At 62.1% G+C, this 19,893-nt stretch carries 11 protein-coding genes and 1 pseudogene; 10 read left to right on the plus strand and 2 right to left on the minus strand.

What is annotated here, in order from left to right; all coding sequences use genetic code 11:
- Positions 1-4,846: pseudogene (locus tag ACIPQ1_RS21240) on the minus strand (LapA family giant adhesin); the annotation flags it as partial.
- A 357-nt stretch (positions 4,847-5,203) separates the two neighbouring features.
- Between ACIPQ1_RS21240 and ACIPQ1_RS21245 the strand changes: the two are divergent.
- From ACIPQ1_RS21245 to ACIPQ1_RS21275, 7 genes are all read left to right on the plus strand, one after another.
- A complete protein-coding gene (locus ACIPQ1_RS21245; RefSeq protein ID WP_446534728.1) occupies positions 5,204-6,553 on the plus strand; it encodes a TolC family outer membrane protein in 1,350 nt (449 codons plus the stop codon).
- A 37-nt stretch (positions 6,554-6,590) separates the two neighbouring features.
- Positions 6,591-8,747 carry a type I secretion system permease/ATPase gene (locus tag ACIPQ1_RS21250; protein ID WP_186709500.1) on the plus strand — a complete coding sequence of 719 codons (2,157 nt, stop codon included), beginning with the start codon at positions 6,591-6,593 and terminating at the stop codon, positions 8,745-8,747.
- The gene (locus ACIPQ1_RS21255) at positions 8,737-10,104 is read left to right on the plus strand and encodes an HlyD family type I secretion periplasmic adaptor subunit (protein ID WP_446534729.1); all 1,368 of its coding nucleotides are present in this window, start codon (positions 8,737-8,739) and stop codon (positions 10,102-10,104) included. Before ACIPQ1_RS21250 ends, ACIPQ1_RS21255 begins: the two co-directional genes overlap by 11 nt.
- Positions 10,105-10,693: 589 nt before the next feature.
- Positions 10,694-11,596 (plus strand): TauD/TfdA dioxygenase family protein, encoded by a 903-nt coding sequence (locus tag ACIPQ1_RS21260; RefSeq protein WP_446534730.1) that lies wholly within the window; start codon positions 10,694-10,696, stop codon positions 11,594-11,596.
- A 37-nt stretch (positions 11,597-11,633) separates the two neighbouring features.
- Complete coding sequence (locus tag ACIPQ1_RS21265; protein ID WP_446534731.1) at positions 11,634-12,659, plus strand: ABC transporter substrate-binding protein; 1,026 nt, start codon at positions 11,634-11,636, stop codon at positions 12,657-12,659.
- 5 nt (positions 12,660-12,664) lie between these two features.
- The gene (locus ACIPQ1_RS21270; RefSeq protein ID WP_411386152.1) at positions 12,665-13,525 is read left to right on the plus strand and encodes an ABC transporter ATP-binding protein; all 861 of its coding nucleotides are present in this window, start codon (positions 12,665-12,667) and stop codon (positions 13,523-13,525) included.
- Positions 13,526-13,537: 12 nt separating this feature from the next.
- Positions 13,538-14,404: an ABC transporter permease gene (locus ACIPQ1_RS21275; protein ID WP_411386153.1), complete on the plus strand. Its 867-nt coding sequence runs from the start codon at positions 13,538-13,540 to the stop codon at positions 14,402-14,404.
- A 171-nt stretch (positions 14,405-14,575) separates the two neighbouring features.
- On the opposite strand, the gene ACIPQ1_RS21280 is transcribed toward ACIPQ1_RS21275, so the two are convergent.
- Entirely contained in the window at positions 14,576-14,920 is a 345-nt protein-coding gene (locus tag ACIPQ1_RS21280; protein ID WP_446534732.1) for a DUF6124 family protein, read from the minus strand.
- 505 nt (positions 14,921-15,425) lie between these two features.
- Here ACIPQ1_RS21280 and ACIPQ1_RS21285 point away from each other — a divergent pair.
- From ACIPQ1_RS21285 to ACIPQ1_RS21295, 3 genes are read left to right on the plus strand one after another with little or no spacing between them, the layout of a single operon-like run.
- Positions 15,426-15,851, plus strand: coding sequence for a cell division protein (locus ACIPQ1_RS21285; protein ID WP_446534774.1), 426 nt, complete (start codon positions 15,426-15,428; stop codon positions 15,849-15,851).
- The gene (locus tag ACIPQ1_RS21290; RefSeq protein ID WP_446534733.1) at positions 15,844-17,286 is read left to right on the plus strand and encodes a TIGR01777 family oxidoreductase; all 1,443 of its coding nucleotides are present in this window, start codon (positions 15,844-15,846) and stop codon (positions 17,284-17,286) included. The genes ACIPQ1_RS21285 and ACIPQ1_RS21290 overlap by 8 nt, the downstream gene beginning before the upstream one ends.
- A gap of 9 nt (positions 17,287-17,295) precedes the next feature.
- Complete coding sequence (locus ACIPQ1_RS21295) at positions 17,296-19,731, plus strand: alpha/beta hydrolase (protein WP_446534734.1); 2,436 nt, start codon at positions 17,296-17,298, stop codon at positions 19,729-19,731.
- Positions 19,732-19,893: the final 162 nt, after the last annotated feature.

Genomic DNA, 19,893 nt, shown 5'->3' on the forward strand with positions numbered 1-19,893 from the left:
ACGTCACGGTGGTGGTGTCGTTGACATCGCTGACCACAGTGCTAACTGGCGTAGTGTTTGGAGCGATGGCTTCCAGGTTACCGCCCGATGCCGAGTCAATCGATTCGGTGACGGTGGTCGGACCTTGGTAAACGTCGTTACCCACAGCGACATCGAGCGTGCCCGAGCTTGCGCCAGCGGCGATGGTGATGGTCTTGCCGCTTTCCAGCGTCACGGTCACGGGACCGTTCTGCGCGGTAACTGGCTTGCCATCGGCACCGGTCAGGGTCGCGGTGTAAGTGATGGTGCCGTTTTCATTCACGGTCGGCGTAGCGGTCAACGTCACGGTGGTGGTGTCATCGACATCACTGACCACGGTGCTGACCGGAGCGGTGTTAGGCGCGATAGCTTCGAGGTTGCCGCCAGTGGCGGTACTGATGCTTTCGGTGACGGTGGTCGGACCTTGGTAAACGTCGTTACCCACAGCGACATCGAGCGTGCCCGAGCTTGCGCCAGCGGCGATGGTGATGGTCTTGCCGCTTTCCAGCGTCACGGTCACCGGACCGTTCTGCGCGGTGACGGGCTTGCCATCGGCACCGGTCAGGGTCGCGGTGTAGGTGATGGTGCCGTTTTCGTTCACGGTCGGCGTAGCGGTCAACGTCACGGTGGTGGTGTCGTCGACATCGCTAACGATGGTGCTAACCGGAGCGGTGTTTGGCGCGATAGCTTCGAGGTTGCCGCCAGTGGCGGTACTGATGCTTTCGGTGACGGTGGTCGGACCTTGGTAAACGTCGTTACCCACAGCGACATCGAGCGTACCCGAGCTTGCGCCAGCGGCGATGGTGATGGTCTTGCCACTTTCCAGCGTCACGGTGACCGGACCGTTTTGCGCAGTAACCGGTTTGCCGTCGGCGCCGGTGAGGGTCGCAGTATAAGTGATCGTGCCGTTTTCGTTCACGGTAGGCGTGGCGGTCAACGTCACGGTGGTGGTGTCGTTGACATCGCTGACCACAGTGCTAACTGGCGTAGTGTTTGGAGCGATGGCTTCCAGGTTACCGCCCGATGCCGAGGCAATCGATTCGGTGACGGTGGTCGGACCTTGATAAACGTCGTTACCCACAGCGACATCGAGCGTGCCCGAGCTTGCGCCAGCGGCGATGGTGATGGTCTTGCCGCTTTCCAGCGTCACGGTCACGGGACCGTTCTGCGCGGTAACTGGCTTGCCATCGGCACCGGTCAGGGTCGCGGTGTAAGTGATGGTGCCGTTTTCATTCACGGTCGGAGTGGCGGTCAACGTCACGGTGGTGGTGTCGTTGACATCGCTGACTACGGTGCTAACCGGAGCGGTGTTAGGCGCGATGGCTTCGAGGTTACCGCCCGATGCCGAGGCAATCGATTCGGTGACGGTGGTCGGACCTTGATAAACGTCGTTACCCACAGCGACATCGAGCGTGCCCGAGCTTGCGCCAGCGGCGATGGTGATGGTCTTGCCGCTTTCCAGCGTCACGGTCACGGGACCGTTCTGCGCGGTAACTGGCTTGCCATCGGCACCGGTCAGGGTCGCGGTGTAAGTGATGGTGCCGTTTTCATTCACGGTCGGAGTGGCGGTCAACGTCACGGTGGTGGTGTCGTTGACATCGCTGACTACGGTGCTAACCGGAGCGGTGTTAGGCGCGATGGCTTCGAGGTTACCGCCCGATGCCGAGGCAATCGATTCGGTGACGGTGGTTGGGCCTTGGTAAACATCGTTTCCGACCGCGACATCCAACGCACCCGAACTTGCGCCGGCTGCAATAGTGATGGTCTTGCCGCTGTCGAGCGTGACCGTCACCGGACCGTTCTGCGCGGTGACCGGATTGCCATTGGCATCGGTCAGGGTCGCGGTGTAAGTGATGGTGCCGTTTTCATTCACGGTTGGCGTAGCAGTCAACGTCACGGTAGTAGGGTCTACCGAATCGGTAATCGTAGTGACCGCAGGCACAGTGCTCGGCACCAGACTCTCAAAGTTGCCACCCGTCGCACCGGTAATAGTGGTGCTGACGGTACTGCCGTTGTTGTAGACGTCGTTGGCGGGTGTATCCACGGCGACGGTGCCGGTGGTCGCACCGGCAGCGATGTTGATCACCGCGCCGTTGCTCAAGGTCACGGTCACCGGGGTCTGGGCCGGGTTGCTCAGCGTCGCCGTGTAGGTGATCTGGCCGCCTTCGGTGATGGTTTCGCTGGCGCTCAGCGTCAGGCCGGTTGTATCGGCCGAATCGGTGATCGTAGTAACGGCAGGCGTCGTGCTCGGCACCAGATTCTCGAAGTTACCGCCGGTTGTGCCGGTAATCGTGGTGCTGACCGTGCTGCCGTTGTTATAGACGTCATTAGCCGGTGTCTCGACGTTGACGGTCCCGGTCGTCTGGCCGGCAGCGATGTTGATCACCGCGCCGTTGCTCAAGGTCACGGTCACCGGCGTCTGGGCCGGGTTGGTCAGCGTCGCGGTGTAGGTGATCTGGCCGCCTTCGGTGATGGTGTTGCTGGCGGTCAACGTCAGGCCAGTGGCATCCGCCGAATCAGTAATCGTGGTGACCGCAGGCGCCGTGCTCGGCACCAGGTTCTCGAAGTTGCCACCGGTCGCACCGGTGATGGTGGTGCTGACGGTGCTGCCGTTGTTGTAGACGTCATTGGTCGGTGTATCGACGTTGACGGTGCCCGTGGTTTGGCCAGCAGCAATGGTGATGACCGAGCCATTGCTCAAGGTCACAGTTACCGGAGTCTGGGCCGGGTTGCTCAGCGTCGCGGTGTAGGTGATCTGGCCGCCTTCGGTGATGGTGTTGCTGGCGCTCAGCGTCAGGCCGGTGGTGTCGGCCGAATCGGTAATCGTGGTGACCGCAGGCGCCGTGCTCGGCACCAGGTTCTCAAAGTTGCCACCGGTCGCACCGGTAATGGTGGTGCTGACGGTGCTGCCGTTGTTGTAGACGTCATTGGCTGGCGTCTCGACGTTAACGCTGCCGGTCGTCTGGCCAGCAGCAATGGTGATGACCGAGCCATTGCTCAAGGTCACGGTCACCGGGGTCTGGGCCGGGTTGGTCAGGGTGGCGGTGTAGGTGATCTGGCCGCCTTCGGTGATGGTATTGCTGGCCGTCAGCGTCAGGCCAGTGGTGTCGGCGGAGTCAGTGATGGTGGTGACCGCAGGCGCAGTGCTCGGCACCAGGTTTTCGAAGTTTCCGCCGGTTGCGCCGGTAATCGTGGTGCTGACCGTGCTGCCGTTGTTGTAGACGTCATTGGCTGGCGTCTCGACGTTAACGCTGCCGGTCGTCTGGCCAGCAGCAATGGTGATGACCGAGCCATTGCTCAAGGTCACGGTCACTGGGGTCTGGGCCGGGTTGGTCAGGGTGGCGGTGTAAACAATCGAACCGCCTTCGGTGATGGTGTTGCTGGCGGTCAAGGTCAAGCCGGTGGTGTCAACCGAATCGGTAATCGTCGTAACCGCTGGCGTGGTGCTCGGTACCAGGTTTTCGAAGTTGCCACCCGTCGCACCGGTTATGGTGGTGCTGACAGTGCTGCCGTTGCTATAGACGTCGTTGGCCGGGGTATCCACGGCAATCGTGCCGGTCGTTTGGCCAGCAGCAATGGTAATGACCGAGCCATTGCTCAAGGTCACGGTCACCGGGGTCTGGGCCGGGTTGGTCAGGGTGGCGGTGTAGGTGATCTGGCCGCCTTCAGTGACGGTATTGCTGGCCGTCAGGGTCAGGCCAGTGGCATCCGCCGAATCAGTAATCGTGGTGACCGCAGGCGCCGTGCTCGGCACCAGGTTTTCGAAGTTGCCACCGGTCGCACCGGTGATGGTGGTGCTGACGGTACTGCCGTTGTTGTAGACGTCATTGGCTGGCGTATCAACGTTGACAGTGCCGGTGGTTTGGCCAGCAGCAATGGTGATGACCGAGCCGTTGCTCAAGGTCACGGTCACCGGAGTCTGGGCCGGGTTGGTCAGCGTCGCGGTGTAGGTAATCTGGCCGCCTTCGGTGACCGTATTGCCCGCGCTCAGGGTGACGGTGGTGGTGTCGACGGTGTCGGTGATCTGAGTCACGGCCGGTGTAGTGGGCACGGTCACGGCAATGCCGGTGCCGCCGGTGGTGCCGGTGACGGTCACGCTGATCTGGCTTGGGTCGTTGTAGACCGTGTCGTTCGGCGCCAGTGGAACGTTGACGCTGCCAGTCAGTTGGCCAGCCGGGATCACGATGACCGCGCCGTTGGACAAGGTTACGGTCAGGTTGGTCTGCGGGGCCTGGGTCACGGTCGCGGTGTACACCAGCACGCCGCCGGCCTCGGTCAGGGTCGGCGTGGCGCTCAGGGTCATGGTCGCATTGAGCACGGCGTTGGCGGTCGTATCGGCCGTGGTATCGCCACCCAGGATGTTGTCATCGGTGGCCGCCGCCGCAGCGAGGCCTTCGGTTGGGAAACCGACGGTAGGGTCGACGCTGCCGGCGGTGGCATCCAGCACCACAAAGCTGTGGCCACCACCGGCGGCGCCCCCTGTACCCGCGGCAGTGGCGCCGGCGGCGGTAGCTTCCAGGGCAGTCGTCGGGTCGACGCCCGCGGCGATGGCTTGTTGCAGCTCTTCTACCGACGGCGCGGCCTGGGCGGTGGCTTGTGCCAGGTCGGTGGACGAGTCCGGAGCATTGGCGCTCCACTGGGTGTCGCGGCCCAGGTCCAGGGTGCGGCCATCGGCCAGCTCCAATGTGACGGCGCCGGCAGGGCCGGTGTCCAACTGGTCGCCTACGTTCAGGCGATCGCCTTCAATGAGTACGCGCCGGATGCCCTCTGGGGATACGACGAAAACCTGACCAACAATGCTTTTGACAACGGCAATAACACTGCTCATTGAAGACTCTCCGGGTGCCACGCTCAGTAGACTTCCATGGACCCGGCGGCTTTTGGGCAGCAGCGGTCTGGACGTTCATGTGTACAAGGTAAGGTTATTTGACGCTTTTCTTTGTCAATATTTTGGCTGTTTTTCCGATCATTTTTGTTTGTGCCAAACTATTGACCTTCTGCTGGCCATCCTAAACAATTGCCAACGTAATGTCACATTGATATTTAAGCGGCGACCTGTTCTTTCAGTGCGTGTTCCTGCTCCTGTTTTGAACTTTCCGACATACGGTCATTCCGGTTGCCATCATCCGATGCAGCGCCACGTTTCGCTGTGATTCAAGACAAGAGTTCTGGGAATAATCCAACCATGCGTTCGCACCTGCTCAAGGCTTTACCCTTCATCCTCGCCGCCAGTTTCGTACAAGCACAAACCTTGCCGCAGGCCATGCAACAGGCTTTGGATGTCCATCCTGAAATCCAGGCCGGCGTGAACAGCCGTCTTGCGGCGGATTACCAACTCAAGGCGGCCAAGGGCGGCTACCTGCCTAGAGTGGACCTTGCAGCCGGATATGGCCGCGAAGGCACCGACAGCGTCACCACCCGTTCGGGCGGTAATAACCATTGGGAAACCCTGAACCGCAGCGAATCGAGCCTGCGCTTGTCGCAAATGGTTTTTGACGGTTTTGCGACGTCCAGCGAAGTCGGGCGTCAACAAGCCACCGTCAATGCCCGTGCCTACTCGTTGCTGGACGCCTCCGAGCGCACCGGTTTGACCGTGGCCCAGGTTTACCTGGACGTGCTGACCCGTCGTGAGTTCGTGCGCCTGGCCGAGGAAAACCTCAAGAGCCACGAACGCATTTTCGACCAGATCAAGCTGCGCACTTCCCGTGGCGTGGGCAGCGGCGCTGACCTGGACCAGGCCGAAGCGCGCATGGCCCAGGCCCGCAACAACTTGATCACCGAACAAACCAACCTGGCCGATGCCGAGACCAACTACCTCAGCGCCGTTGGCCAACTGCCCGATCAACTGGAGCGTCCTGCCGATTTTCTGGCATTGCTGCCGGCCAACCTGACCGAAGCCCGCGCCCAGATGCTGGAAAACAGTCCGGTGCTGCGTTCGGCCGAAGCCGACATCGCTGCCGCCGAGCAACAGTACGAAGCCGCCAAATCGAGCTTCTACCCACGCTTCGACGCCGAGTTGGGGCGCACCGCCGACAACGACCTGGACGGCCAGAACGGTCACAACAATGAATGGCAAGCCATGCTGCGCATGCGTTTCAACCTGTATGCCGGTGGCAGCAACAAGGCCGATCTGGAATCCAAGTCGTACCTGTCCAACCAGGCCCTGGACATCCGCAACAACGCGCTGCGCCAGTTGAACGAAGAACTGGGCCTGGCCTGGAACGCCTTGAACAACGCCAACGCCCAGGTGCCGGTCGCCCAGCAATACGTAGACCGCAGTGCCAACGTGCGCACCGCCTACCAGAAACAGTTCAGCCTCGGCGAACGCACGCTGCTCGACTTGCTCGACAGTGAAAACGAGCTGTTCAGCGCTTCCCGTCGCCTGGCGGAAATCAAGAATGTGCAGCTGTTCACCCAGTACCGGATCAAGGCAACCATGGGCCAGTTGTTGAAAAGCCAGGGTGTGGTCGCGCCGTTGGCATCGGTTGTGCAGAACGACGTGAAACCCAAGGTCCAGTTGCCTGGGATGAATTGAGTCCTACCACCCGTTTTAATCAGTCAGAGTGCCGAGCGTGGAATCAGAAGTCAGTCCAGTCGAACTAGTTCATGACCCGCGCACGCTGCACGACGACCCGCTGCTGGACGGTCTGCTGGCGCTCTGCATGCTGCATCAGAAGCCGGCCAGCGCGGCGATGCTCACCACCGGCCTGCCGCTGCCCAAGCAACGGCTGAGCGTCGAATTATTGTCGCGCGCGGCAGCCCGTGCCGGTCTGCAAGGTCGGGTGTTGCAGCGCAAACTCGAGCAAATTCCGACCATCGCCATGCCGGCGCTGCTGCTGCTTAAAGACGGCCGCAGCGCCGTATTGCTGGGCTGGGTCGGTGACGACCAGGCGCGATTGCTGCTCAGCGAAAGCGACGGCGGTGAGGTGACGGTCAGCCGCGAGCTGCTGGCCGATGACTACAGCGGCAAGGTGTTCTTCGCCCAACCGCAGCATAAATTTGACGTTAACCACGGCACGCTCATTCCCCGGGCGCGTTCGTGGTTTCGCGACACCCTCAAGCGCTCCCGTTGGCTGTACGCCGATGCCATCGCCGCCAGCCTGTTGATCAACATCATCGCCATGGCCGCGCCGCTGTTCGTGATGAACGTCTACGACCGCGTCGTGCCGAACCAGGCCGAATCGACCCTGTGGGTATTGGCCGTCGGCATCACCGGCGCCTATGTGTTCGACCTGATCCTCAAGATGCTGCGCAGCCTCTGCCTGGACCTGGCGGGCAAGAAAACCGACTTGATCATTTCGGCGACGCTGTTCGAGCGCATCGTCGGCATGGCCATGAAACACCGCCCGGCGCGGGTCGGCAGCTTTGCCCAGAACATCCATGAATTCCAGAGCCTGCGGGACTTCCTCGCCTCGCTCACCCTCACCAGCCTGATCGATTTGCCGTTCACCCTGCTGATCTTCATGGTCATCGCGATTATCGGTGGGCACCTGGTGTGGATTCCGGTGTTGGCGTTCCCGATTGCCCTGCTGATCGGCTATGCCTTGCAGAAGCCGTTGGTCGCGACCATGGAACGCACCATGGCCCTGGGCGCCGAGCGCCAGTCGAGCCTGATCGAAACCCTGGCCGGCCTGGACGCGGTGAAGGTCAACAACGCCGAGAGTGAACGCCAGTACCAATGGGAACAGACCATCGGCACCCTCAGCCGCCTCGAACTGCGGGTGAAGATGCTGTCCGGCCTGGCGATGAACATCACCTTGCTGATCCAGCAATTGGCCGGGGTGATCATGATCGTCTTCGGGGTTTACCTGATCATCGCCGGCAACCTGAGCATGGGTGGGCTGGTGGCCTGCTACATGCTCAGCGGCCGCGCCCTCAGCCCGTTGGCCTCGCTGTCGGGCCTGCTGACCCGTTACCAGCAGGCGCGGGTGACCATGACCTCGGTCGACCAGATGATGGAGCTGCCCCAGGAGCGCAATTTCGACGAGCGCCCGCTGAGTCGCAAGGTGTTGCAGGGCGCCGTTGAATGCCGGCAGTTGAACTTCACCTACCCGAACCAACAGAACCCCGCGCTGAAGAACATCAACCTGGTGATCAAGCCGGGCGAGAAAATCGGCATCATCGGCCGCAGCGGCTCGGGCAAGAGTTCCCTGGCCAAGTTGCTGGTGGGCCTTTATCAGCCCGATGACGGCGCCTTGCTGGTGGACGGCGTGGACATCCGCCAGATCGACGTCAGCGAGCTGCGCTACAACATTGGCTACGTGCCCCAGGACATCCAATTGCTGGCCGGGACCCTGCGGGACAACCTGACCTCCGGTGCCCGTTACGTCGAAGACGAACTGGTGCTCCAGGCCGCTGAGCTGGCCGGCGTGCATGAGTTCGCCCGCCTGCATCCGCAAGGCTATGAACTGCAAGTTGGCGAGCGCGGGCAGAACCTGTCTGGTGGCCAACGCCAGAATGTCGCCCTGGCCCGTGCGTTGTTGCTCAACCCGCCGATCCTGCTGCTGGACGAACCCACCAGCGCCATGGACAACACCGGTGAAGAACGCTTGAAACAGCGCCTGGCCGCCGTGGTGGAAAACAAGACCGTGCTGCTGGTGACGCACCGGGCCTCCTTGCTGTCCCTGGTGGACCGCCTGCTGGTGATCGACCGTGGACAGATCCTCGCCGATGGCCCGAAAGCCGCTGTCATGGAAGCGTTGAAGAAGGGGCAGATCAGTGTTGCTTAAATCAGGTTTCAAGGGCGCTGTGGGTCGTTACTTCAGAGGCTCCGACTCACTGCATGGCCAACCGCTGCCCGAGGTCAACAAAGCCCTGATCGAGGACGCTCCCCGGGTGGTGCGCCTGACAATCTGGGGCATCATCGGCTTCTTTGTGTTCCTGGTGCTGTGGGCCAACTTCGCCGAGATCGACGAAGTGACCAAGGGCGACGGCAAGGCGATCCCCTCGTCCAAGATCCAGAAGATCCAGAACCTGGAAGGCGGCATCGTCGCTGAGCTGTTCGTGAAGGAAGGGCAGATCGTCGAGGCCGGCGCGTCGTTGATTCGCCTGGACGACACGCGGTTCGTCTCCAACGTCGGTGAGACCGAAGCGGATCGCCTGTCCATGCTGTTGCGAGTCGAGCGCCTGAGTGCCGAGGTCGATGACCGGCCGCTGAACTTCCCGGCCGATGTGCTCAAGGCGGTGCCGGGCCAGGCCGCCAGCGAAGAGTCCCTGTACATCAGCCGTCGCCAGCAATTGCACGATGAAATCGGTGGCTTGCAGGAGCAGTTGATCCAGCGCCAGCAGGAGCTGCGCGAGTTCGTGTCCAAGCAGGCGCAGTACCGCTCCGGCCTGGCGCTGCAACGCCAGGAAATCAACATGTCCGAGCCGTTGGTGGCCCAAGGCGCGGTGTCGCCGGTGGAAGTGCTGCGGCTCAAGCGCGCCGAAGTCGAGACCCGCGGGCAACTGGACGCCACGACGCTGGCGATTCCTCGCGCCGAATCGGCGATCAAGGAAGTGCAGCGCAAGATCGACGAGACCCGCGGCAAGTTCCGCAGCGAAGCCCTGACCCAACTCAACGAAGCACGTACCGACCTGAACAAGGCCCAAGCCACCGGCAAGGCCTTGGAAGACCGCGTGAGCCGTACCCTGGTGACCTCGCCGGTGCGCGGCATTGTCAATAAACTGCTGGTGAACACCATCGGCGGCGTGATCCAGCCCGGCAGCGACCTGGTGGAAATCGTGCCGCTGGACGACACCCTCCTGGTGGAAGCGAAAATCCGTCCCCAGGACATCGCCTTCCTGCACCCCGGCCAGGACGCCACGGTGAAATTCACCGCGTACGACTACACCATCTACGGTGGGATGAAAGCCAAGCTGGAACAGATCGGCGCCGACACCATCACCGATGAAGACAAGAAGACCACCTACTACATCATCAGGCTGCGAACCGAACGCAGCCATCTGGGCACGCCTGAAAAGCCCTTGTTGATCATCCCAGGGATGGTGGCGTCGGTAGACATCATCACCGGCAAGAAAACCGTGCTCAGCTACCTGCTCAAGCCGATCATCAAGGCCCGGTCCGAGGCGCTGCACGAGCGGTAGCACCGAGTCGCCAGGTCCAGCGATATCTCTGTGGCGTTCCCGAAATCGTTGTGGGAGCGAGCTTGCTCGCGATAGCAGTGTGTCAGCGACAGATGCGTGTCTGACCTGACGCCATCGCGAGCAAGCTCGCTCCCACAGGATTTACTGTTGATCAATTTATGATTGATGATTTGGACGCTTTTGTGGCGAGGGAGCTTGCTCCCGCTGGGTCGCGCAGCGGCCCCAAAAAAAGCGATGAGCGCTGCGCACTCAAGCGGGAGCAAGCTCCCTCGCCACAGGACCGTGGTGCTCCCGAAACCCTTGTGGGAGCGAGCTTGCTCGCGATAGCAATGTGTCAGCGACAGATGCGTGTCTGACCTGACGCCATCGCGAGTAAGCTCGCTCCCACAGGATCAGAGTCGCTCCCACCGGTTCTGCCATATGGTTATGCATTTTTAGTATTTAAATTGCTGTTCTTATACCTTTAAAGTCATCCCCCTGCGTACCTGCCGACCAATCGGCGCGCCGCACGACACAAACCAACACGGTAACGCCGTGAGTTTTGATCGATTGCGCGCCCATTCAAGCGCGCCGTGCGTGGGAGTGATGTATGCCAGCCGTCTCTTTTTCTCCAGATTCAAATGCCGCGAACATCGCGCCGCAGTCGTTCGACATCCGTCCATTCCCCGATGCCGTAGGCGCCGAGATCGTTGGCCTGGACTTGTCCAGCCCCATCAACGACCAGGATTTCGCCCGCATCCACCGCGCCCACCTGGACTATCACGTCGTGGTGTTTCGCGACCAACGCATCACACCCGAACAGCACATTGCTTTCAGCCGTCGTTTTGGCGTGCTGCAGATCCATGTGCTCAAGCAATTCCTGCTGGCCGGGCATCCGGAAATCCTCATCGTTTCCAACATCATCGAAAACGGCCAATCCATCGGCCTGGGGGACGCCGGCAAGTTCTGGCATTCGGATCTTTCCTATAAAGAACTGCCCAGCCTCGGCTCGATGCTTCATGCCCAGGAGCTGCCGAGCGAAGGCGGCGATACGCTGTTCGCTGACATGCACAAGGCCTGGGACGGGTTGCCGGAAACGCTGCGCAAAGCGGTGGAGGGCCGTTCGGCGGCGCACTCCTACACGGCGCGCTACAGCGAGACCAAATTCGAAGGCAACTGGCGCCCGACGCTCACGCCTGAGCAACTGGCCCAGGTCGCCGAAGTCGTGCATCCCATCGTCCGCACCCATCCGGAAACCGGGCGCAAGGCGCTGTTCGTCAGCGAAGGCTTCACCACCCGCATCGTCGGCCTGCCGGAAGATGAAAGCAAAGCCATCCTGACGGATCTGTATGCCCACAGCGTGCTGCCGCAGAACATCTATCGCCATCAATGGCAGCCCCACGACTTGGTGTTCTGGGACAACCGCTCGTTGATTCACCTGGCCGCCGGTTGCCCGAGTCATCTGCGCCGCAAGCTGTACCGCACCACCATCCAGGGCGACGCCCCTTTCTGATCGGCTGCGCCTCGCGCAAAAAGCCCGGAGAATCACCATGTCCACACGCATTGCTTTTGCCCCGCTGGCCGCCGCCATCGGCCTGGGGTTCAGTTTGCTGGCCGGCAGCCTCGTCGCGCCCGCCAGCGCCCACGCCGAGGGCGAGATTCGCATCGCCGAACAGTTCGGCATCGTTTACCTGTTGCTGAACGTGGTCCGCGACCAGCAATTGATCGAGAAGCATGGCAAGGAGGAGGGCATCGACATCAAGGTCGACTGGACCCAGCTATCAGGCGGCGCGGCGGTCAACGATGCGTTGCTGTCGGGTTCCATCGACATTGCCGGGGCTGGCGTCGGACCGCTGCTGACGGTCTGGGACCGCACCCGTGGCAAGCAGAACGTCAAGGCCGTGGCCTCCCTGGGCAACTTTCCCTATTACCTGTTGAGCAACAACCCGAACGTCAAGACCATCGCCGACTTCACCGAGAAGGACCGCATCGCGGTCCCCGCGGTGGGGGTGTCGGTGCAGTCGCGGTTCCTGCAATTCGCCGCCGCCAAGCAGTGGGGCGACAAGGACTTCAATCGCCTCGACAAGTACACCCTGGCCGTCCCGCACCCGGACGCCACGGCCGCGTTGATTGCCGGCGGCACCGAGTTGACCGGGCATTTTTCCAACCCGCCGTTCCAGGACCAGGCCCTGCAAAATCCCAACGTCCACGTCGTACTCAATTCCTATGACGTGCTCGGGCCGAATTCACCCACGGTGCTGTTCGCCACCGAGAAATTCCGCGATCAAAACCCGAAGACCTACAAGGCCTTCGTCGAGGCGCTGACTGAAGCGGCCAAGTTCGCCCAGAAGGACAAAGGCGCGGCGGCGGACATCTACCTGCGGGTGACCAAGGCCAAGATCGACCGGGCGACCTTGCTGAAGATCATCGACAACCCGCAGATCGAATTCACCGTCACCCCGAAAAACACCTACCCGCTGGCGGAGTTCCTCTACCGCGTCGGCGCCATCAAGAACAAACCAGCGTCGTGGGAAGATTATTTCTTCCAGGACGCCAAGCCATTGCAGGGGAGCTGATCGTCATGAACGCGCCATTGCAAGGCCACGCGGCCAGCAACGCCACCTCCGCTGACACTGCGCTGCTGTCAGTGGACAACGTCAGCCTGGAATACCGCACCCCGCAGCGTGTGGTGCGGGCCACCCATCAAGTGAGTTTCGAGGTCGATCCGGCGGACCGCTTTGTATTGCTCGGCCCGTCCGGGTGCGGCAAGTCCACGCTGCTCAAGGCCATTGGTGGGTTTATCGCACCGTGCGAAGGCGAAATTCGCCTGCAAGGCCAAACCGTCAACGCGCCAGGCCCGGATCGCATCGTGGTGTTCCAGGAGTTCGACCAATTGCCGCCGTGGAAAACCGTCAAGCAGAACGTGATGTTCGCGCTGCTGGCGTCGGGCACGCTCAAGCGTCGCGAGGCCGAGGAGCGGGCGCTGCATTACCTCGATAAGGTCGGCCTGGCGGCGTTTGCCGATGCCTACCCCCACACCTTGTCCGGTGGCATGAAGGCCCGCGTCGCCATTGCCCGGGCGCTGGCGATGCAACCAAAAATCCTCTTGATGGACGAACCTTTCGCCGCACTCGATGCCCTGACCCGGCGCAAGATGCAGGAAGAATTGCTGCTGCTCTGGGAAGAGGTGCGTTTCACGTTGTTGTTCGTCACCCACTCCATTGAAGAGGCATTGGTGGTGGGCAATCGTATTTTGCTGTTGTCGCCGCACCCGGGACGGGTGAGGGCGGAAATCCACAGCCATCAATACGACCTGCACAGCCTCGGCGGCGTGGGTTTCCAGCACACGGCGCGGCGGATTCATTCGTTGCTGTTCGAGCAAGGCCAGTTGCCGGACGCCGAGCGTGAGCTGGATTTCACCGACATCCGTATCGCGTATTAAGGATAGCGTTTCATGAGCCAGTTATCGCCTGTGCGCGAAGAATACGAAGTCGACCTGCAACCGCTGACCCACGTGCCGCTGGAGCGGGAGTTGCCCCTGGGCCAGCGCCTCTGGCAACAGGGTTGGCTGCGTAAAGCGCTGATCCTGATTGTGCTGGCGGTTCTGTGGGAAGGAGTAGCCCGCTATCAAAATAACGACCTGCTGCTGCCGAGCTTTTTGCAGACCACCAGCGCGTTGTACGACGGAATGCTGAGTGGCGAGCTGCTGGGCAAAGTGTGGATTTCCCTGGTGGTGCTGCTCAAGGGTTATTTGCTGGGCATCCTCCTGGCGTTTGGCCTGACTACCCTGGCGGTGTCGACCCAGTTGGGCCGCGACCTGCTCAGCACCTTGACCTCGATGTTCAACCCGCTGCCGGCCATCGCCCTGTTGCCTTTGGCGCTGCTGTGGTTCGGCCTGGGGCAGAACAGCCTGATTTTCGTGCTGGTGCATTCGGTGCTGTGGGCGCTGGCGTTGAACATGTATGCGGGGTTTCTCGGCGTGTCGGAAACGCTGCGCATGGCTGGGCGCAACTACGGGCTCAAAGGCCTGCGCTTTGTCTTGTTCATCCTGATCCCGGCGGCGCTGCCGTCGATCCTCGCCGGGTTGAAGATCGGCTGGGCGTTCGCCTGGCGCACCCTGATCGCCGCGGAGCTGGTGTTCGGTGCCACCAGCGGCAAGGGCGGCTTGGGTTGGTACATCTTCCAGAACCGTAACGAGCTGTACACCGACAAGGTGTTTGCCGGGTTGGCGGTGGTGATCCTCATCGGGTTGCTGGTGGAGAACCTGGTGTTCGACAGTTTGGAGCGGGTGACGGTGAAGCGTTGGGGGATGCAGCGGTGAGCCGTTCTGAAGTAATACTCCCTCGCCACAGGGGTTGTCTGGGCCGATGCCTTCGCGAGCAGGCTCGCTCCCACAGTTGATCGGTGTTGATCTCGATGTTTCGGTTCGACACAGATCCAGTGTGGGAGCGAGCCTGCTCGCGAAGGCGGTTTTCAATTCACCACAGGTATGTCAGCCCGCCGCTTGAACCTCCAGCCGATCCATCGCCCTTTCCACCAACAAATGCACCCCATCGGCCATCCGGCTGATCGCCAATATCACGCTGCGGCGCGAACCGTCGACATCATCAGCCAGGTCGGCGGCGATGGCGCTGATGGACAGCAGGTCTTCGGAGGCATTGGCCAGCAGGGTTTCGGTGTCGATGTCTGGGGCGACCATGAAGAGTTGGGCGGTTTGGGTTTTGCCCGAGGCTTCATCGGTCGGTTTGGGGTTGAGGTAGTAGTCGAGGGCGCGTTGGGCTGCTTCGTCGAGTGTGCTGGAGCTGGGTGAAGTGGGCTTCGTTTCTGCTGTTGTCATTGGGGAACTCCTAAACGACCAGTAAGGAGCCTTTGCTACGCAGCGAATCCAACTGAGATCGCTGAATGGCATGGGCTGTTTCGCCCTAAACAGATATTTCGGACTTGCACGTCCCTGTCACCGTTTTTTCAGTGACAAACCCAGACTAGCGGTGAGCCTCAAGCCGGACAAGTTCACCAACATCGCCGCAACTTGAAGGAAATCTCCTAGGACTCAGTTGTAGGTAAGCGGTACACAGAACCTGTGGCGAGGGAGCTTGCTCCCGCTCGGCTGCGCAGCAGTCGCAAACCCGGGCGATGCGGTGTGCCGGAAGGAACGCTGGGGGCCTGCGAAGCAGGTCTCGTTGACGAGATTTAATTATCGCTGCCAACCCATCAGGCCAGTAAAGCCCCTCCCATTTCCTTTAGACTGGCCGCCCTCAAGCAAGCCTTCAGGACATGGAATGCCAACCTCTTACAGCCCTCTTCGCAAAGCCCTGGTCGTTTGGTTGTACGCGGCGGCCCTGATGCACCTGCTCGCCGGCGTCACGCTGACGTGGGCTGGTCACTCTGGCTTGCTCGATCACTATCTGAACACCATCGAACAAGCGTTCTGGGGCACCAATGCCGTGCCCGCTACGGCCCACGCACAACAAGTCTGGTGGCTGGCCTTGTTCGGCGCCACGTTGCAAAGCTACGCGCTGTACATGCTCGCCCTCGTCCACATCGGCAATCGATTGAAACGCGCCATGCCCTGGGGCTGGCTGATCGCCGGCATCCTGCTGTGGGCACCCCAGGACATGTGGATTTCCGCCCAGGCACAGGTCTGGTCGCACCTGTGGTTCGACAGCTTCGCACTGCTCGTTTTATTGCCGCCGCTGTTCTGGCTCTATCGCCACGACCGCCGTGCCTCCCTGACTGACAACGCGTCGAGTGATTCCAACCATGGCTGATTTTCCACTGCTGGACTGGGCGATCGCCCTACTGATTGCCCAAGCCATCCTCGGTGCGCTGGACACCCTGTATCACCACGAACTCACCGTCGCCTTGCCCTATCGCCACAGTGCGCGGCTGGAGCTGTCCATTCACGCCTTGCGCTCGTGCTTTTACGGGATCCTGTTCCTGGGCATGGCGCATCTGGCCTTCGAGGGAACGTGGGCGATTGTCATCGCGCTGCTGTTCGCCCTGGAGATTTGCCTGACGCTCTGGGACTTCGTGGTCGAGGACCGCAGCCGCAAGCTGCCGGCCATCGAGCGCATCATGCATACGGTGCTGGCGGTCAACGGCGGGGCCTTTTTCGCGCTGTACGGCGTGCAACTGGCGCAGTGGGCGAGTTTGCCCACCGGCCTGAGCGCGATCGACCTCGGTTGGCGCGGCTGGCTGCTGACCTTGTTCGCCATCGGGGTCACGGCCTCGGGTATTCGCGACGGCTTGGCGGCCTTGCGCATGCAACGCGCAGGCAAGCCGGCCAACCCGTTTGCCGGCGGCGCCTACAAGCGCGTGCTGGTCACGGGGGGCACCGGGTTTATCGGCGAGACCCTGGTCAATCAATTGCTCGACGCCGGGCACACGGTCAGCGTGCTGGCTCGCGATCCGTTGAAAGCGGCCTATCTGTTTGACGGCCGCGCCCGCTGCCTGCGTTCGCTGGGCAAGCTGGGCCATGACGAAATGTTCGATGTGGTGATCAACCTGGCGGGTGCCCCGGTGGCCGGGCCGCGTTGGAGTCCCAAGCGCCAGGCGCAACTCATTGCCAGCCGGGTCAACACCACCGAAGCCTTGATGGCCTGGTTGAAAAACGCCCGGCACAAACCGGCATTGTGGATACAGGCCTCAGCCGTGGGTTTTTACGGCGTGCGTGACGCCAGCGAAAGCCTCGATGAAAGCGCCGCCCAGGGCGATGGCTTCATGGCTGAACTCTGTGTGCGTTGGGAAGCTTCAGCCCGGCCTGCCACTGAGTTGGGCGTGCGGCAGGTGGTGATGCGCCTGGGCGTGGTGTTCGGTCCGGGCGGTGCGTTGCTGCCGTTGCTGATTCCGTTTCGCCTGGGGTTCGGCGGGCGCATGGGCGACGGCAAACAGATCATGAGCTGGGTGCACCGCGACGATGTCATCCAAGTGATCGCCCGAGCCTTCGATGATGAAAGCCTGTGCGGCACCTACAACCTGGTGGCACCCGAGTCGGTCAGCCAGGCGTTGTTTGCCGAAAGTGTCGGCAAGGTGCTCAAGCGCCCGGTGTGGTTCCACATTCCTGCCGCGCCAGTGCGCGCCCTGGCCGGCGAGATGGCCCAGTTGTTTTTCGACGGCCAGCGGGTAGTGCCCAATCGTCTCGTCGAGGCCGGCTATACGTTCCGTTACCCGACGCTCGACGCCGCCCTGCGCGACTTGGCCTGAGGAGCGCCCATGAGCAAGCCCCGGATGTACCTGCTGGCCGGCAACGGCAGCGCCGCCGATTGGTGGGACGACGCGTTGCCGCATTTTCAACACCACGACGTGGTGCCGCTGGAACTGCCCGGTTTTGGCAACAACTCCCAAGCTCCTTGCGAAGACCTGGCGGCCTACGCGCAGGCGTTGCTGGCGGCAACGGACAAGGGCAGCGCGATCATGGCGGTCGGGGTCAACGCCTTGCTGGTGCTGCACGCCTTGCAACGTCAGCCGGGGCATTTTTGCCGCAGCGTGTTGCTGGCGCCGGTGGGCGCGTTTTTGTGGCAGCGGCGACTGCCGGCATTGATGTCGCCACTGCCGATTCGCAAGACCATTCATTGGCTGCTGGCGAACAAGCCGACGCTGTTTGCCCACAAGTTCTCCAGCCAGGCCTGGACGCCTGCGCAGTACCAACGCATGGGCGCCGGCTACGCTCGTTGCCGAGCCTTTGTGCCGCACTGGGACCTGGTGCGTGCCGACACCGCGTTGCCGTTGCTGGAATGGATCACCGACCCGGTCGAACTGGTGTGGGGCGATCAGGACAAGGTATTGGGCATCGCGCAGGCGGCGGCCTGGTCGGCCATTCTGGCCCGTGCCGACCTGACCATCAGCCTGAAGCCCGGTTGGGGCCACTACCCATGGATCGACTCGCCCGCTGAATTCACGGCATGGCTGGAGTCTGGCGAGCGTGGTTTTGTCGCGCATACCAAAGGCGGCCGCTTGCGTCTCGCGGCGCTGGCGGGGCAGCCGGTGCCGGCGGCACTGTCGCTCAACCATTGCGATGATCCGCGCCTGCGGGTTTTTTTGGACGGCCAGCCGGACGCTACCTGGGCGGTGCGTTCCTCCAGTTACGGTGAGGACCAGGCCGATGCGGCCAATGCGGGCTTGAGCACCACGTACCTGCGCGAACCGACGCACAACGTGCCAGCGCGGATTGCCGAGTTGAGCGCGGCGGGTGTCGAGGAAGTGGTGGTGCAGCGCTTCATCGCGCCACGGCTGTCCGGGATCGCGTTCGTGCGTCACCTGTCCGTTGAACTGGAATGGGTCGAGGGGCACCTGGAGTCGTTGGCCGATGGCCAAGTGAGCCCCGAGCGGGCGGTTATTTCCCGTCTCGGCGAGTCATGGAACAGCGGCACGTTCAAGCCATCCCTCGGCCTGACCGCCGAGGCGCTATGGCGCTTTCTCCAAGGCGTATTGCGGGTCTTTCACTACGTGCCCGGCGACGTCGAATGGGCCTGGGACGGTACCCAACTGTGGTTGCTGCAATACCGGCCGATCAGCGACTACGGCTGGCGCCGCCATCTGACCGCCGCCAACATCGCCGAGATCCTGCCGCCCCGACCCAGTGTGTTGGTGGAGTACGCCCAGCGCCGCGCGGCGGCGAGCATTCCGGCGATCATGGCGCGTTGGGATTCGCGGGTGCTGCAGGACAACGAGCCCTTCACGGCAGTGTTTGGCGGCGCTTCGTACATCAACAATGACCTGTTTCTCGCCCGGCTGGCCGACTGGGGCATCAGCGCCAGCAGCTACGCCGGCGAAGTCGGTGGGGCCACCCCTCACCTGCCTTGGCGGCCACTGCGCCTGCTGCGTTCGCTGCCGTTGTTCCTGCGCATGCAACGCATCGCCCGGGGGCATTTGCTGACGCTGGAAAACGGCTTGCGACGTTTTGACCGAGAGCTGCGCGAACTGACCGAACAAGGCGCCGACGGCCAGCAACTGGCCGACTGGTTTACCCGTTTCTACGTGTTCGTGGTGCAAGGCAACCTGTGCATCGCCAGCGCCTTGGCCAGCAGTGGCGGTGACTGGCTGGGACGGCCACCGACCGCCTATGACAACCTTGAACACAGCCCCCATCGGCTGCCGTGGGAGACCGACCCAGCGACGCCACGCCCGGCACCGACCGAGCTGCCGTTGCAGGCCTTCCCACAATGGCCGTTGGCGATTCGCCTGGCCCATGGCGCCGGCCTGCCGGGGCTGCGCGGTTATTACTTGCAAGTGCGCGAATGGTATCGCGACAACCTGATGCGGATTTTCTTTCGCTTGCATCACGCCATGCCGGCGGTGGACCGGGCGTATTGGTTCACCCCGCACCCGGACATTCGTAGCCGTGACGGCAGCTTCTGGCAGGACGGCCGTGAAGGCACCGAGCAGGCGAGTGGTTTCTTGATTTACCCGGGGCAGGCTCAAGGTATTTTGGGCGAGGATATCCTGTTGGAGGACACCCTGGACCCTGGTCGCCACGCCCACTATCAAAGCGCCCGTGCGGTGATCGCGCGCATGGGTGGCCGCCTGTCCCACGGCTCGACGCTGCTGCGTGAATTGCGCAAGCCTTCGGCGGTATTGCCTCAGGTGGATGTGGCTTGGTTGGGGCGCGAGGTGGTGTATTGCGATGGGGTGTTGAGGTTGGTGGAGTAGGCAGCGCGATGATCCGTCGATCACAGAACCTGTGGCGAGGGAGCTTGCTCCCGCTGGGTTGCGCAGCAACCCCAAGCAATTTGAATGCGATCTGCCTGATACACCGAGGCGTTAGGGTTTGGGACTGCTGCGCAGTCCAGCGGGAGCAAGCTCCCTCGCCAC

The organism is Pseudomonas sp. LARHCG127, from assembly GCF_052871455.1.